Source organism: Pontibacter sp. LHS1 (assembly GCF_058932855.1).
Genome location: NZ_JBZYWF010000003.1, coordinates 413,470 through 429,227, shown reverse-complemented (window position 1 = coordinate 429,227; position 15,758 = coordinate 413,470). Strand labels below are relative to the sequence as shown.

Sequence of the window (15,758 nt, the reverse complement as noted above, 5' to 3'; positions counted from 1 at the left end):
TTCGGCAGCGGGCTATTACAGCTCAAATTTGCATAATGTTTTCACATATTCCTTCCGCTGATACCAGTCATTATAGACTAACTCGATCGTATTGACTGTAGATGTGCCAAAGTAATGATCCCGATACGCCTCTATTGTGCTTAGAAATTCTTCTTTGTTCCTAAGTTTTTCCTTAAACCTAACTACTGTCGAGTGGGCTGTTTGTATGGTATAGCGCTTATCAATGGACTGCTCTAAACCAGAATCCTGGAAGTTGCTTCTCAGGTTGTCACGAAGCTGGCTAAGCGTATTATCCGCTAAAAAGCCTTGCACCATCAGACAGGATGGAGAAGCAGTAAGCCCTATGAATTCAATTTCAAAGGCACCTGACTCTTTTATGCTTTTCCGAACAGTCTCAATGTAGTCTTCCACCCGAATCTGCCCCAGATCGAAGCCATCATAACATGAAATGATCGACATCACGGTTACATGTAGATCTGAGTTCCGATAAAAATACTGGTTTGGTTCGATCAGCTTAAGTTTAGAGAGCACCTTTTGAATCTCTCCTTTTACAACATCATCTGGCCGCAGTAAAAGGGTGATCCCAAATCTGTTGTCACTCGCAGAATCAATCAACTCGTCAATCTGATAAGCATCTGATCGTATGCTGCGAACTGCATCCTGATAGAGTTTATGATAATGCTCCTGTAAATCCATACAGCAATTTTTGAAGTAATTGGGAGGTTTTTAGAGTGGAACGTCTCGTTTAAAAACAGTGCGAGCGGGTGAGCTTGATTGTTCGTAGGGCAATCAGCGCAACAAGTGAGCAAGAATTTTTAAATTGAGACCAAATTAAGCACTGTTTTATATACTGCTGGGCGTAGGTTTGGCTATTCGTACATCTGGAAAGCTTCCGTGCTGCTGGTTTTAGCTATACCATAATTTTCTTCATCCCGGAAATTCACCACACCAGATTTTATCTTTTCCTTATCTTCTCTAAGCTCCTGCGCCAGCTTTCCAATTTCTCGAGAAATTTGTTCTTTCTTCGCTGGAGTGTAATCATCAAATTTTGGGTCAATAAGTGACACAATCAATTCATTACTGTTTTTGATGTTTATTTCGACTTTCTCTGTTTCATATTTTTCGGCTATAGATTTCTTTAGTCGATTCATGTATTTAAATTCTCCAGTCATTTCTGAACAGCTGGACAAGGAAATTAGAAGAATCACCAAAATTATGGAAGCAGATTTTTTCATTCTTATGGTTTTAGTTTATCATTAAAGATTTTGTGGAACTTCCGGTCAACGTCTCGTATAAAAACTGTGCGAGCGGGCCTGCGTGATTGTCCGCAGGACAATCCGCTGAGCCGGCGAACACAGAATTTCGATTCAAGATCAAATTAAGCATTGTTTTTATATGTTGTTACCCTTGTTTGCGACACGCAAGAGTAAGCACGTTTTCAACCAATTTTTTTTATCACGCCTGATTAAAAGTCCGCTGGGTATATTATTACGTTGTGATTAATCCGAGTGAGCAAGTCCGCTTTTTATCCATTTTGCCTGTCGGTCCGATTTGCGCTTTCCAAGGACCGAATATAACGGTTAAACTCTGCTCTAATAATCCAGTTCCTATTTATCCATTCTATTTGTCAGTCCGCGCCACATTTTTCACGTTGCATTATAGTCCGCTACCCACAACATTTTCCCCTATTTATTTAATTTTCTTGCTCCGAAATTAATCGGCCGGATTTATTTTGGAGCAATTAAGGGTAACTAGTATATAAACGGAATAAACATCCCGCTTTTTGTCGTTTTTAACAGATAACCGGAACTGGATTACAGAATATACTATATAGAAGTTAGAATATACCTGCCTTTCGTCATTATCTTCTTCCAAACAAACCCCTCCAAAATTCCCCCAATTTTCCGAACTTTGTCTAACACATAATACATAAGCTATTAATTCATTCCCTTTGTCTACCACGCATAAAGAATACCTGCTGCAGTCGGAGCCGAACAAGTTCAGCCTGGATAACCTGCAGGCGGGCGAGATGATCGTGAACATGGGGCCGCAGCACCCGAGCACGCACGGTGTCCTGCGCCTCGAGGTAGTCACAGACGGGGAAATTATTACCAATGTAGCGCCCCACATCGGCTATTTGCACCGCTGCTTCGAGAAACACGCTGAGAGCATGGCCTACAACCAAACCATCCCCTACGTGGACCGCATGGACTACCTGGCCGCCATGAACTCAGAGCATGTGTGGTGCATGGGCGTAGAGAAGTTATTAGGTATAACAGACCAGATTCCGAAGCGGGTCGAGTATATCCGGGTGCTGGTAACGGAGCTCAACCGCATCGCGTCGCACTTTCTGGCCATTGGCACCTACGCCATCGACATCGGGGCTTTTACGCCTTTTCTGTGGCTGCTGCGCGACCGGGAGCACATCCAGCGCCTGCTCGAGTGGACTTCCGGAGCCCGCATGCTCTACAATTACATCTGGGTGGGAGGTCTGTACTACGACCTGCCCATCGGCTTTGAGGAGCGCTGCCGTGAGTTTATCAATTACCTGCAGCCCAAGCTTGATGAGCTCGACACGATCCTGCTCACGAACAAGATCTTCATTGATCGTACCGCCAACGTGGGCGTGCTGCCGCTGGATGTGGCCATCAACTACGGTTGCTCCGGCCCGATGCTGCGTGGCTCCGGCCTGCGCCACGACCTGCGCCGCGTCGATGGGTATAGCGTATACCCCGAGCTGGAGTTTGAAGTGCCGATCGGCGAAGGCACCATGGGCAGCACCGGCGACTGCTGGGACCGCAACTATGTGCGGGCGCTCGAGTGCCGCGAGTCGGTTAAGATCATCAGCCAGTGCCTCGACAGGTTGCTGGGTGAGCACAAGCGCACCCCAGACTTCGATCCGCAGGCGGCCTGCCCTAAGAAGATGCGCATGACCGGTACGCAGGAACTCTACTTCCGGGGCGAAACACCTCGTGGAGAACTGGGCTACTTCTTCCGCACCACCGACCGCAGCGACGTACCTTTCCGCTGCCATGGCCGCTCTCCCTGCTTCTCCAACCTGTCGGTGCTGCACGAAATCGCCAGGGGCTGCATGGTGGCCGACCTCATTGCTATTGTAGGCTCTGTAGATATCGTTTTGGGGGAGCTGGACAGGTAAGCCACCCGCTACTTCTGACTGGTAGTTGTCCATTGGAATACATTGTAGCTCCCATTTAAAACCCATGGCAATAGTAGCCGTTAAAATTCACTGATGTGCCTTTTGTTGTACTTTGAGGGTCAGACGAATTTCCTGTAGCATGCATATAAGATTGAACAAGCTATTAACGATACATCTTCTTTGGATTAGTGTACTTTTCGGGCCTGCCACAGCCATGGCGCAGGTGCAAAAGCCTCCGCAGCAGAAGCCGAAGACAGATACGCTAAGGAGTGTAGGCGTAGATTTCTTTACGCTTCCTGCCGACACGGTACTCCCTGGTCAGAAAAATCCTTTTACAGAGTCGCAGCGCCTGGAGGGTGACAACAAACGCTACCTGAAGCGGGCTGTTATACCTGCCGCAGCACTGATCGGTGCTGGTATCTACACCATGGGAGGGCGCGGCATCCTGAGTAGTGATGATGTGTTCAACTACAGAACCAGGGTCTTCCCTAAGTTTGCAACCAACGCCGATGACTTCGCCATGCTTGCGCCACTGGTAGGCCTCTATGGTTTCAACATCATATCGTCACAGAACAGGCACGAACTTGGGCGACAAACGGTGCTGCTCCTTTCTTCCGGAGCACTGGCATCGGCTCTTGTCTGGCCCACTAAGAAGCTTACAGACAGAGACAGGCCCAACGGAAAACCTTATGCCTTCCCCTCCGGTCATACGGCCTACGCCTTCACGATCGCCACTTTCATGGACAAGGAGTTCCGGCACAAGAGCCTCTGGGTAAGTGTGGTAAGCTATGGTATAGCAGGCGGCACCGGTGTGCTGCGCGTGCTCAACAATGCCCACTGGATGTCGGATGTGCTGGCGGGTGCAGGTGTTGGCATCATCTCCGTGAATACTGTCTACTGGGTGCAAGCCAAACTCACCAAAGGTGGCGGTCTGAACACGGCCATGTACCCGACTGTGCTGCCAAATGGGCAAATGGGCATGGCCATGTCCGTTACTTTCTAAACATGCATCCTGTACATCAGGTATAGCCTGGCGTCTCTCTGCCTATGGGGAGGCGCCAATTCTTTTTTATATTTACTGCATGCCAACACTCCGACTGCTCCTGCTACTGCAACTTCTGCTCTGTACCGCCACCTCCCTGGCGCAGGTATACAGTGTGCAGGGCACGGTGCGCGATGCCAACACCCGGGAACGGCTTCCGTTTGTGAGCATCGTGGTCAATGGAGGCGAAACAGGTACGACCTCGAACCTGGACGGCCAGTACCAGCTCCGCCACAACCGCCCCATTACCAGTCTGCGCTTCAGCTACGTAGGCTATACCCCGCAAACGGTGCCGGTCGATTCGCTGTCGCAGCTCAACATTGCTCTGCGTCCGTCGGCGGCCCAGTTGCAGGAAGTGGTGATCCGGTCAGGTATAAATCCGGCACACCGCATCATCCAGCTGGCTAACCAGAACCGTGACCGCCACCGCCTCGATAACATTCCGGCTTATACCTACCGCACCTACAACAAGTTTATCCTGACTGCCAACGCACCGGATGATCTCGACCTGCGCGATACCCTCCGTCTTTCAGAGCAGGACTCTTCTTTTTTGCGCATGCGTGATCTGCTGACCAAACAGCACCTCTTCCTGATGGAGAGTATCACCAACTATGCACAACTTGGCAAGAATCTCTCAAAGGAAACGATACTGGCAACCCGTGTGTCGGGGCTGCAGCAGCCGAGCTTTGGCGTAGTGGCCGCTGAGGCTCGGGAATTTTCTGTGTATGATGACATGCCGGTATTCTTCGGGAAGCGCTACCTGAGCCCCCTGAGCAATGGCAGCATCAGGCGCTATGACTTTGTGCTTCAGGAAACGGCTGTGGTGGGAGCAGACACTGTTTTTATCATCTCGTATGCGCCGCAGCCCGGCAAGAACTTCAACGGCCTGAAAGGACTGCTCTACATCAACAGCGATGGCTGGGCCGTGCAGAACGTGCTGGCTGAGTCGCACGCTGATGACAAACGGGGCCTGAAGCTGCAGCAGCAATTTGTGAAAGTCGATAACCGGCAGTGGTTTCCTGCGGAGCTGGATGTGGAGATTACCGTGCAGCAGATTTACATGCGGGGGCACCAGCCGTACGGGCACATTCGCACCTACATCACCAACGTAAACCTGGACCCACCCCTGCGGCGCAACGATTTCGGGGTGATTGCCCTGGAGCAACGCCCGGATGCCTGGCGACAGCCGGAGCAACTCTGGCAAGTTTACCGCCCCGACTCACTTTCCTCAAAAGAGCAGACCACTTACCAGCGCCTCGACAGTGTGGGGCAGGCGCAAAAGCTGGACCGCACCATCCGCACCATGGAATATCTGATGGCCAAGCAGCTCCCCATCGGTCCCATTAGTCTGGACCTGAACCGATTGCTTAAGGTGAGTCGATTTGAAGGGATGCGACTGGGTATAGGCGCTCATACCAACAACCTGTTTTCGGAGCGCTTCTCTATAGGTGGTTACTGGGGCTATGGTCTGCGCGACAAGGAGCATAAATATGGAGCTGATGCCGCCGTTAAACTGCACAAGCCATCGGAACTCACGCTTTCGGCCGCTTACGCTGAAGATGTAGCAGAGCCGGGTGGTCGTCGATTGCCTTTCAGGGAGCGTGGGCTGCTCAGCGATCTGCGTCCTGCTTTACTACCCAATCTGGATTACACCACCCAGCGAAGCGCCGGCCTGAGTGGGCGCATGCTGCGCTATGTACAGTGGCAGGCAGGTATACGGCAGGAGCAGCGCCGGCCTACCTTACCGCTTTTTGCCCCGGAGTCAGGTATAGGTACGCCAGAGTTCAATCTGGCCGAGGTAACGACGGGCTTGCGCTTCGCCTATGGCGAGCAGTACATGCAGCTGTTCAACCGCACAATGCCCATGCCCACCCGCTACCCTGTGCTCTGGTTGCAATACACCAAGGGTATTGACGGCCTGGATAGTGACGGCTATACCTACAACAAGCTCGACCTACGTGCCGAAGGCTCCTTCCGGCAGCGCAGCTTAGGAGAGACCAGTTTTGTGCTGGCAAGCGGCTTAGTACAGGGCGACGCCCCTTTTGTGAGCCTATACAATGGCTACGGCAGCTACAGCTCCAACTACAACGTATATGCCGGCGAAGGCTTTGAGACGATGCGCCCATACGAGTTTTTTTCTGATCGCTACGTAGCCTTGTTTCTGCGCCAGGACCTGGGCAAGCGCCTGCTCAACACCAAGCTCTTCAAGCCTGACCTGGTGCTCGTGCAGAACATGGGCATTGGCGACCTGCGCCAGTCTATACCTGATTTAGAGCCCTTACAGTATGCCAACATGCGCAAAGGCTTTTTCGAATCCGGATTGATGCTCAACAACATCATCAGCTCTGCCTTCTCTGGTGTTGGGGTAGGCGCTTTTTACCGCTACGGCCCTTACGCCCTCCCTCAGGCTAAAGATAACCTGAAGCTGAAGCTCACAGCAACACTGGCGTTTTGAGAGCAGGATTAGGTCTCTATATTCTGTCCTTTTTTGTCATCCTGAAAGGATCTTCGTAATAGCGGGCTCCTACCCCCGCAGATAGCATCGGCTTAACCTCCCGGGGGTAGGGTCCTCTATTTCTACCAAGTTTTTTTACAGAATGATAGTAAATTTTGAGCGTGTTTTCTTAGCAGGTGACAAAAGAATAAGGGAGGACGCAAAAAGTCTATCTTTAGGTTGTTGAACTCAACCTGATGCAGGCTAGTATCTTGTTTGCTCCTATACCTGAAATACCCGCTTTCCAAGCATAGGAACACAAAATGCGTACAACTATCTACTGATTCAGAAGTATAAAAATAACGTATGAAAATCCTATCCGCTCAACAAACCCGTGAAGCTGATGCACAGACCATCAGTGAGGAAGGTATTGCTTCAGAAGAATTGATGGAACGGGCTGCGCGTGCCTTTGCAGGTTGGCTGGAAAACAAGTTTACACCGGAACACCCTGTTTGTATCTTCTGTGGGCCCGGCAACAATGGCGGTGATGGGTTAGTGGTAGCCCGTTTGCTACACCAACGCCTCTACGATGTGCAGCTATACCTGGTCAACGATGGCGGCCAGACGTCCCCGGATTTTCAGATCAACATGGAGCGGCTACCGCACGAGGTACCGCCACACCACATTACCAGCAAAGAGAATTTGCCTGCCATACCTGACAAAGCCTTTGTGATTGATGCCCTGTTCGGCACCGGCCTTTCCAGACCTGTTACCGGACTCTATGCCGATGTGATCAACTGGCTTAATAAGCACAGCAACTGTACCGTCGCTATTGACATTCCCTCGGGTTTGTACACCGATAAGCAGACACCCGCTGAGGGAGCGATTGTGCAGGCAGATCATACGGTAAGCTTCGAGTTGCCGAAGCTCGCTTTTTTTCTGCCACAGCATGAGCAGTACGTAGGAGAATGGCACATCGTCAGCATTGGCTTGAGTCCTGCATACCTTGCAGAGGCGGAGCCGAACTTCCAGTATGTGACGCAAAAAGAGGTTCAGCAGCTGCTAAAGCCTCGCTCCAAATTCTCGCACAAAGGTACCTACGGACATGCCCTGCTGCTTTGTGGGGGCTATGGTAAAATAGGAGCGGCAGTGCTCGCGGCCAGAGCCTGTTTGCGCAGCGGCGTAGGTCTGCTCACCGTGCAGGCTCCCGCCATTGGCTATGACGTGCTGCAAACGGCTGTGCCGGAGGCCATGCTTCTACCTGACAGCAACCGCAAGCATTTATCCGGGCTGCCGGAGTCTATGGAGAAGTTTAATGCCATAGGTATAGGCCCGGGTATAGGCACCGAGCGCATCACTAAAACCATGTTGGGCCAACTGCTGGCTACCACTGATCTGCCCCTGGTCATCGACGCCGACGCCATTAACCTGATCGCCAGCAGCGACAAGCTCAAAGCCCATCTCCCGAAAGGAAAGATTATCTTCACGCCTCACCCCAAAGAGTTTGAGCGATTGGTCTGCAAAAGCAACAATGAATATGAAAGGCTGGAGGAGTTGCGGGAGTTTTGCAGGGTATACCAATGCTATATGGTGCTCAAAGGAAGCCACTCGGCCATCGCCACGCCGGAAGGAGACATTTACTTCAACACAACTGGCAATGCAGGTATGGCCACGGGTGGAACCGGAGATGTGTTAACCGGCATCCTGACAGCCTTGGTAGCACAAGGCTATACCTTGAAGGAGGCTTGCCTACTTGGTGTGTACCTGCATGGGCTGGCAGGTGATCTGGCCAAAGGAACGGTAGGAGAGATCGCCCTGATTGCCTCCGATGTGATACAGCATTTGCCACAGGCATTTCAGCACCTGAGCCGCTCTTAGCTCACGGCCAGGTATACGAAAGCAAAATGAACCAGCATAGCACCATCGGCCAGCAATGCATAGTAGATCCGGGGCTTTTCTTCTGAGGCATTCCACACAATCAGGCCAGCTACCAGGGCGGCGCTCATCAAGCTGATCAGTACTGCTCCTTCCTCCGTCAACAGCACCAGCAGCAGGTATAGCGTCAAGAGCCCGAGGGACAAATACCGTGTATAGTGCTCGCCTAGCAAACCGGGGAAGGTAAGGGTGCGGGTGCGGCGGTCGTAGGTGTAGTCGCGTATGTCGAACAGTAGGGCCAGCGCCAGGATAAACAGGAAGCGCCGCAGCCATATTAGCATTACCTGGCTGTCCAACTGAACGGCTGCATCGATCAGAGGAAATAACACCGTTACGGCAGACCAGACCAACGCGATCAAGAACACCTTCAGCAGCGGCACGCTCCGGAAAGGCTTCATCCGGCTGCTCCCAAGCGGCACCGTATAGCCAACCGAGATAAGCGCCAGCGCCAGCACAAACCACAGGTTAATCCGGAGTTCGTAAAGGAAGAACAGGGTAACAGCACCAACCAGGCTCAATAAGGCCAGCACGGCCAATTCCCGTTGGTAGCGAATGCTCCAAGACTGCCCCGCTATACCTGCTCCCCACCCGCGCCAGGTGCGCTGCAGGCTGCTGGTGTTGTAGGTAAAGAGCGTCGCCAGAAACACAAAGCCCGCCATGGGGAGTGATACTTCATTGCCTGTCAGCAGATAGGTTTCTACTGTCAGTCCGAAAGCGCAAAGTGAAATGAACACACTGCTGTAGAGAAGGGCTTCTATACCTGCTCTAAACCAACTTGCCAATGGCTGTTGGCGTCTCATCCCGCTGTGTTCTTTTTCTGGCATTCTTCTCTGCAAGTTCGCAATTCAGGTACGGCTTTCAAATGTTGAACGGCTGTAAATAAAAAAGCCTGACACAGGTTTTACCCCACATCAGGCTTTACAGGAAAAGTAAAAGTCTAGATTGTGCTCTTTGGTGCAGCTTCACCGAAGGTAGCGTCATACAGTCTGATGCTCTCTTTGATGATCTCGTAAGCTGGCTCACGACCCAGGAACTGCTCTACGATCACTTCTTTGTGCTCCAGTTTCTTATAGTCTTCAAAGAAGCGGCGCATCTCCAGTAGGGTGTGCGGAGGAAGCTCAGAGATGTCATTAATGTGACGTACCGACATGTCATTGTTTGCCACAGCGATGATTTTGTCGTCTTCTTCGTTGTTGTCGATCATGCGCATCACACCGATTACTTTCGCATCGATCAGACACATTGGAACCACATCAAGCGAACAGATTACCAGGATATCGAGTGGATCTTTATCGTCGCAGTAAGTTTTAGGTATAAAGCCGTAATTAGCAGGGTAGTTCACCGATGAGAAAAGTACACGGTCCAGTTTCAGCATGCCGCTTTCCTTGTCCAGCTCGTACTTTGCCTTTGATCCCTTTGGAATTTCAATGATGGCAGTAACGACTGCCGGGGCCTCCTCACCGTAGCTTACGCTATGCCACGGGTTATTCTTTTCTAAATTCTCCATCATATATTCTTTCTTAAAAGCTGTCGTATACTTCGTCCCGACAGGTATTGTTACTTCATTAATTCTTGCAAAGGGCGCCCCACACTTCCATTCGGTTCCTGTATGTACAGCCATGAGGCAATAGTAGGAGCTATGTCTGCTACGGCAGTTTCAACTGAGCTCTCGCCCGGTTTCACTTTCCAGCCATACCATACCAGCGGCACATGGGTATCATAGTTACCGTAAGAGCCGTGTGTGGTTCCTTTTTGCGGACCGCTTCCGTAGCCTTCGAACCAGCCTGGCTGCAGTACTACGATCACATCGCCGGAGCGCTGTGCATTGTACCCGCTTTCCAGGCGCGACATCATACCGCTGGCCCAGCCAGCTCGCTGTATAGCTTCGCCTGTTACGGCTCTCGCTACGCCATCAAAACGCATGACATAGTTAGCCGCCGCTTCCTGTACCTCAATTCTCGTCAGCTTCTTGCCTTCAATTGTCTTACGGTCAAGGTATACCTGCTGGTTAGTATAACGCTCCACCCAGCGGCCTTTGCCAAACCTCTTATTCAGGTGCTGCTCCAGTGAGTCGCGCATGATGTTAGAATTAGCTATACCTGCCGGAATATTAAGAGACTCCATATAAGCCGGAACGTGTGCCGCTCCGTGGTCTGCTGTCAGGAAGATCAGAACATTATCTTTCCCGATTTCTTTTTCGAGCAGGTTGATCAGTTCTTCAATCTCACGGTCAAGGCGCAGGTATACGTCCTGTACTTCAATTGAGTTCGGGCCGAATGAATGCCCTACATAGTCAGGTGTGGAGTAGCTCAATGCCAGGAAATCAGTGAAATTGCCTTGGCCTAAGTTCTCGCCACGCAAAGCAGCTTTTGCAAACTCCGTTGTAAGTGTGTTGCCTGCAGGTATAGAGCGGATCAACTCGTAATCTTTGCCACGGATGGCAGGTATGTTATGCGGAAACACAGGCCTTTCTTCACCAGGAAGTGCACGCTCCCAATCCATGTCATCTGCTGTGCTTTCGGTATATTGCTCTATTGGCAGCAGCGTGTTCCATACCTCACTTAATAGTTTATCCGGATGCTTTTGATTGTTGAATTCCTGCACCCAGTTCGGCAACGTGTTCGCATAGAACGTGCTCGTGATCCAGTTGCCGGAAGGAGAGTCAAACCAGTAAGCTCCGTTTCCGGTATGGCCGGCCGGCAGAATAGATCCTCTGTCCTTCAGCGCTACACCAATTACTTTTGACTGCATGTTGTTAGAAAGTCGCAGCTCGTCGGTGATGGTGGTAGTCAATAGATTTCGAGGTGACATCAGGCCCGCATCTGAAGTACTCCCTACTGTTTTGACGCTAGTGTCCTCCACGCAGTACATGGATTTCCCTGTGGTTCTATCATACCAGGAGTTACCTACAATACCGTTTAAGGCAGGTACACTGCCAGTATAAACTGAAGCATGACCCGGCCCCGTATAAGTAGGTACGTAGCTGTATTGATTGTTTTTGAAGTTGAAGCCCTGCCTTACAAGCCTTTTGAAGCCGCCTTCGCTATATTTGTCCCAGTAGCGGTACAGAAAATCATAACGCATCTGATCTACTACAATACCAACGATCAGTTTTGGACGGCCTTCTATGCCAATAACAGGTTGATTTCCCTGCTCTCTTGCTACGCTTGGGCTGTTAGTTGTAGTACAAGCCTGCACAGCAATTAAAAGTACTGCCGCTACTATAGTCTGTATTCCGGATCTAAGACCGCTTAACTTCATGTGTATGTTGTTGAGTTTCTCAAATATAGGGAACACTTTCCAACTAATCGGCTAGCATACATTCCTGTATTTGATGTTTTAACAAAAATATAACACACTGTATTATATCCCCAAAAAAAGAACGCCCACCTGGTGTGATGGGCGTTGCTTCTGTATTTGGTAAGTTATTCTATTTTGCAGCAAGCGCCTCTGCACCACCCACGATCTCAAGGATCTCTTTGGTGATGGCCGCCTGTCGCGTCCTGTTGTAGGTCAGCTTCAGCTCTTTCAGCAGCTCGCCTGCGTTTTCCGTCGCTTTGTCCATGGCAGTCATTCGGGCACCGTGTTCTGAAGCGTTTGACTCCAGCACCGCTTTGTATACCTGTATCTTGAGCGACTTAGGTATAAGCTCCTCAATGATCTGCTCTTTTGATGGCTCAAAGGTATAATCAGACACCATGCTGCTGGCAGTTTCCTCTACAGGCTTGTCTTCAATAGGCAGAAACTGCTCGTTGCGCACGATTTGTGTCGCCACGTTTTTGAACTCGTTGTAGATGATATCTACCTGATCAAACTCACGTGCAGTGAAACCATCCATGGCACGCTCCGCAGCAAGGCGTACTGTGTCAAAGGAAAGGTTTGCGAAAGTGCCTGTGAAGTCACTGATCACGTTGTAACCGCGCTTCGTCAAAGCTTCAGCGCCTTTACGTCCGATAGTAAGGAAAGTAAGGTTACCTGCCTCCAGTTGGCTACGGTATTTGCCTTGGGCCAGTGTATTGGCTGCCTTGATGATGTTAGAGTTAAAAGCGCCAGCCAAACCACGGTCAGACGTTACCACGATTACAAGCACTCTGTTCGCTTCACGCTTTTCAGAGTATTTGTTCGATACAGAACCTTCCGTCAGCTGAGAAAGATTGGTCAGGATACCGCTCAAACGCTGCGCATATGGGCGCATACGCAGGATGTTGTCCTGAGCACGTCTCAACTTGGCAGCCGCCACCATTTTCATGGCCTTGGTGATCTGCTGTGTTGACTGTACCGATGTAATGCGGCTTCTAACCTCTTTTAAACTTGCCATATTATGTATGTTATGAGCATAAAGTTAGAGACCGCCTTTGTCAGCAGTCTCTAACTCATAACCAACTATTACTTTTTGTAACGGGCAGAAAGCTCTCTGGCTACCTGCTTGATAACACCTGTCGTCTCGTCGTCCAGCTTACCGGCCAACAGTGCGTTCAGTGTGTCCTGGTGCTGAGCACGCATGGTGCGCAGGAAGTCCTTCTCGAAAGTTCTAACTTCATTCACAGGCACATTGTCCAACAGACCGTTTGTAGCGCAGTAGATAATAGCTACCTGCTCTGCTACCGATACCGGAGAGAACTGTGGCTGCTTCAGGATCTCCAGGTTACGACGACCACGCTCAATTGTCAGCTTAGTCGCAGCATCCAGGTCAGAACCGAATTTCGCAAACGCTTCCAGTTCACGGAACTGCGCCTGGTCAAGCTTCAAAGTACCAGATACTTTCTTCATCGCCTTGATCTGAGCGTTACCACCCACACGCGATACAGAGATACCTACGTTGATCGCAGGACGGATGCCTGAGTTGAACAGGTTTGTCTCCAGGAATATCTGACCGTCTGTGATCGAGATCACGTTCGTAGGGATATAGGCAGAAACGTCACCAGCCTGCGTCTCGATGATTGGAAGAGCGGTCAATGAACCACCACCTTTCACGAGGTGCTTGATAGAATCTGGCAAGTCGTTCATGTTGCGAGCGATCTCGTCAGAAGCGTTTACCTTAGCGGCACGCTCCAGAAGGCGAGAGTGCAGGTAGAATACGTCACCAGGATAAGCTTCACGCCCTGGAGGACGACGCAGCAGCAGAGACACTTCGCGGTAAGCAACGGCCTGCTTGGAAAGGTCATCATAAACAACCAGGGCAGGACGGCCTGTATCACGGAAGAACTCACCGATAGCCGCACCAGTAAATGGAGCAAAGAACTGCATTGGAGCAGGATCAGAAGCAGAAGCCGCTACCACCACAGTGTAATCCATCGCACCACCTTCAGTCAAAGACTTCACTACCTGTGCTACAGTAGAAGCTTTCTGACCTACGGCTACATATATACAGAATACAGGCTGTCCTTTTTCGAAGAACTCGCGCTGGTTCAGGATTGTGTCAATCGCAACTGCAGACTTACCTGTCTGACGGTCACCGATGATCAGCTCACGCTGGCCACGGCCGATCGGAATCATGGAGTCAATCGCCTTGATACCAGTCTGCATTGGCTCGTTCACTGGCTGGCGGAATACCACACCTGGTGCTTTACGCTCCAGTGGCATTTCGTACAGGTCACCAGCAATCGGACCTCTACCGTCGATTGGCTGACCCAGTGTGTTTACCACACGGCCGATGATGCCATCACCTACTTTTACAGAGGCGATACGGTTGGTTCTTCTTACAGTGGCGCCCTCTTTGATTTCACTGTAGTCGCCAAGCATTACGGCACCTACGTTGTCTTCTTCCAGGTTCAGAACAAGCGCCTGAAGTCCGTTCTCAAACTCTAATAGCTCACCAGACTGTGCTTTGGAAAGGCCATAGATACGAGCGACACCGTCACCCACTTGCAGTACTGTACCTACTTCTTCCAATTCTGCCTCAGAACGGAAGCCAGATAGCTGCTCTCTTAGTATGGCTGATACTTCGTCAGGTCTTACTTCTGCCATGATTATAATTTATTGATATAGGGGTTGTCTTTAAATTTATTTCTCAGCTTGTTCAGGTTATACTTCACAGAGCTGTCAATCTGCTGATCGCCAACACGGAGTACGAAACCACCGATGAGTGACGGATCAATCTTTTCTTCTAATTCTACGCGCTGGCCGGTCTGGGCTACCAGACGCTTACCTAGCTCGTTGCGCAGTTCTTCTGTCAATGGCACTGCTGTTGTTACACTTGCAGTTGTAATGCCTTTGTACACGTTATACTGCTTTGTAAACTCTGTGGCTATAAACTCCAGCACTGACTCACGGCCTTTTTGGGCCACAATGCTAAAGAAAGCCAGGGTAAGGTCGTTCACTTTGCCTTTGAACAATGCATTAATCACTGCAAGCTTCTTGTCTGACTTCACAACCGGGTTGCGCATCAGGAGTTTCAGGTCTCTGTTCTGGTCAAGCACTCTGGCGAACATATCCATGTCCTCCTTTACCTGCTCCAGTACACCTCTCTCCTGTGCCAGCTCAATCAGTGACTTTGCGTATCTCGAAGCAACTCTAATTTCTGACATATTGCTTTATTATCACCTTCTCACTTAAGCAGTGGCAGGGTTATGTGATACGATTAGTTAAGCGTTACTTCGTTGATATAATCTTTAGCCAGCGCCTGCTGTGCCTGTGGATTGCTCAATTCTTTGCGCAGGATACGCTCAGCGATATCCACTGAAAGAGCAGCAGCCATGTTCTTCACTTCCGTGATAGCGGCACGCTTCTCATTCTCAATAGACTCACGGGCTTGTGCGATCATGCGGGAACCTTCTTCGTTTGCCTTCTGCTTCGCAGTTTCGATCAGGGCATTGCCTGCATCAGAAGCTTCTTTCAGGATCTTGTCGCGCTCCATACGGGCTTCAGCCAGCAGTTTTTCGTTCTCTGCTTTCAGACCCTGCATCTCCAGCTTTGCTTTTTCAGCAGCGCTCAGTGCATTTTCAATAGAAGTCTCACGCTCGTGCAGGGCGTTCATGATCGGCTTCCAGGCGAACTTGGAAAGCAGGAACAGCACGATGATGAAAGTCACCGTCTGCCAGAAAATTAAACCTATACCTGGGGTTACTAATTCCATTGTGTATGAATTTGAATAATTAGGTTCTAATCAGTTCACCGGCTCTCAACCGGCATTGCTTTTAACTATTTAACTACTTTAGATCTCTCCGTCCGGACCATACGTCCGGACGAGA

At 50.3% G+C, this 15,758-nt stretch carries 13 protein-coding genes; 4 read left to right on the top strand and 9 right to left on the bottom strand.

Annotated elements, in window-relative coordinates:
* Positions 1–15 precede the first annotated feature (15 nt).
* Positions 16–696 (bottom strand): 2'-5' RNA ligase family protein, encoded by a 681-nt coding sequence (locus AC5FXQ_RS09010; RefSeq protein WP_493602134.1) that lies wholly within the window; start codon positions 694–696, stop codon positions 16–18.
* Positions 697–869: 173 nt separating this feature from the next.
* Positions 870–1,235 carry a hypothetical protein gene (locus AC5FXQ_RS09005; RefSeq protein ID WP_493602133.1) on the bottom strand — a complete coding sequence of 122 codons (366 nt, stop codon included), beginning with the start codon at positions 1,233–1,235 and terminating at the stop codon, positions 870–872.
* 716 nt (positions 1,236–1,951) lie between these two features.
* Here AC5FXQ_RS09005 and AC5FXQ_RS09000 point away from each other — a divergent pair.
* The 4 genes from AC5FXQ_RS09000 (at position 1,952) to AC5FXQ_RS08985 (ending at position 8,511) form a co-directional block, all read left to right on the top strand.
* Positions 1,952–3,157 (top strand): NADH-quinone oxidoreductase subunit D, encoded by a 1,206-nt coding sequence (locus tag AC5FXQ_RS09000; RefSeq protein ID WP_493602132.1) that lies wholly within the window; start codon positions 1,952–1,954, stop codon positions 3,155–3,157.
* Between the two features lie 151 nt (positions 3,158–3,308).
* Entirely contained in the window at positions 3,309–4,160 is an 852-nt protein-coding gene (locus tag AC5FXQ_RS08995) for a phosphatase PAP2 family protein (RefSeq protein WP_493602131.1), read from the top strand.
* Positions 4,161–4,239: 79 nt separating this feature from the next.
* A complete protein-coding gene (locus AC5FXQ_RS08990; RefSeq protein ID WP_493602130.1) occupies positions 4,240–6,654 on the top strand; it encodes a DUF5686 and carboxypeptidase-like regulatory domain-containing protein in 2,415 nt (804 codons plus the stop codon).
* A 345-nt stretch (positions 6,655–6,999) separates the two neighbouring features.
* On the top strand, positions 7,000–8,511 hold the full coding sequence (locus AC5FXQ_RS08985; RefSeq protein ID WP_493602129.1) for an NAD(P)H-hydrate dehydratase: 1,512 nt from the start codon (positions 7,000–7,002) through the stop codon (positions 8,509–8,511).
* Here AC5FXQ_RS08985 and AC5FXQ_RS08980 read toward each other — a convergent pair.
* The 7 genes from AC5FXQ_RS08980 to AC5FXQ_RS08950 all read right to left on the bottom strand — a co-directional run bounded on the left by AC5FXQ_RS08980 (position 8,508) and on the right by AC5FXQ_RS08950 (position 15,643).
* Positions 8,508–9,368: a UbiA prenyltransferase family protein gene (locus tag AC5FXQ_RS08980; RefSeq protein ID WP_493602128.1), complete on the bottom strand. Its 861-nt coding sequence runs from the start codon at positions 9,366–9,368 to the stop codon at positions 8,508–8,510. The two genes, AC5FXQ_RS08985 and AC5FXQ_RS08980, sit on opposite strands and share 4 nt — an antisense overlap.
* A 137-nt stretch (positions 9,369–9,505) precedes the next feature.
* The gene (locus AC5FXQ_RS08975; protein WP_007653328.1) at positions 9,506–10,078 is read right to left on the bottom strand and encodes an inorganic diphosphatase; all 573 of its coding nucleotides are present in this window, start codon (positions 10,076–10,078) and stop codon (positions 9,506–9,508) included.
* Between the two features lie 47 nt (positions 10,079–10,125).
* Complete coding sequence (pafA, locus tag AC5FXQ_RS08970) at positions 10,126–11,829, bottom strand: alkaline phosphatase PafA (RefSeq protein ID WP_493602127.1); 1,704 nt, start codon at positions 11,827–11,829, stop codon at positions 10,126–10,128.
* Between the two features lie 169 nt (positions 11,830–11,998).
* Positions 11,999–12,886, bottom strand: a complete 888-nt coding sequence (atpG, locus tag AC5FXQ_RS08965; protein WP_493602126.1) for an ATP synthase F1 subunit gamma — start codon at positions 12,884–12,886, stop codon at positions 11,999–12,001.
* Between the two features lie 68 nt (positions 12,887–12,954).
* The gene (gene atpA / locus AC5FXQ_RS08960) at positions 12,955–14,535 is read right to left on the bottom strand and encodes a F0F1 ATP synthase subunit alpha (protein ID WP_493602125.1); all 1,581 of its coding nucleotides are present in this window, start codon (positions 14,533–14,535) and stop codon (positions 12,955–12,957) included.
* Between the two features lie 2 nt (positions 14,536–14,537).
* Positions 14,538–15,095, bottom strand: a complete 558-nt coding sequence (gene atpH / locus AC5FXQ_RS08955) for an ATP synthase F1 subunit delta (RefSeq protein WP_493602124.1) — start codon at positions 15,093–15,095, stop codon at positions 14,538–14,540.
* Positions 15,096–15,148: 53 nt separating this feature from the next.
* A complete protein-coding gene (locus tag AC5FXQ_RS08950) occupies positions 15,149–15,643 on the bottom strand; it encodes a F0F1 ATP synthase subunit B (protein WP_493602123.1) in 495 nt (164 codons plus the stop codon).
* Positions 15,644–15,758 lie beyond the last annotated feature (115 nt).

Excerpts from the sequence above, each read along its gene's own strand:
- pafA (WP_493602127.1), bottom strand. The coding sequence starts at position 11,829 with ATGAAGTTAAGCGGTCTTAGATCCGGAATACAGACTATAGTAGCGGCA.
- AC5FXQ_RS08975 (WP_007653328.1), bottom strand. The coding sequence starts at position 10,078 with ATGATGGAGAATTTAGAAAAGAATAACCCGTGGCATAGCGTAAGCTAC.
- AC5FXQ_RS08980 (WP_493602128.1), bottom strand. The coding sequence starts at position 9,368 with ATGAGACGCCAACAGCCATTGGCAAGTTGGTTTAGAGCAGGTATAGAA.
- atpH (WP_493602124.1), bottom strand. The coding sequence starts at position 15,095 with ATGTCAGAAATTAGAGTTGCTTCGAGATACGCAAAGTCACTGATTGAG.
- AC5FXQ_RS08990 (WP_493602130.1), top strand. The coding sequence starts at position 4,240 with ATGCCAACACTCCGACTGCTCCTGCTACTGCAACTTCTGCTCTGTACC.
- AC5FXQ_RS08985 (WP_493602129.1), top strand. The coding sequence starts at position 7,000 with ATGAAAATCCTATCCGCTCAACAAACCCGTGAAGCTGATGCACAGACC.
- AC5FXQ_RS09010 (WP_493602134.1), bottom strand. The coding sequence starts at position 696 with ATGGATTTACAGGAGCATTATCATAAACTCTATCAGGATGCAGTTCGC.
- AC5FXQ_RS09005 (WP_493602133.1), bottom strand. The coding sequence starts at position 1,235 with ATGAAAAAATCTGCTTCCATAATTTTGGTGATTCTTCTAATTTCCTTG.
- atpG (WP_493602126.1), bottom strand. The coding sequence starts at position 12,886 with ATGGCAAGTTTAAAAGAGGTTAGAAGCCGCATTACATCGGTACAGTCA.
- AC5FXQ_RS08950 (WP_493602123.1), bottom strand. The coding sequence starts at position 15,643 with ATGGAATTAGTAACCCCAGGTATAGGTTTAATTTTCTGGCAGACGGTG.
- atpA (WP_493602125.1), bottom strand. The coding sequence starts at position 14,535 with ATGGCAGAAGTAAGACCTGACGAAGTATCAGCCATACTAAGAGAGCAG.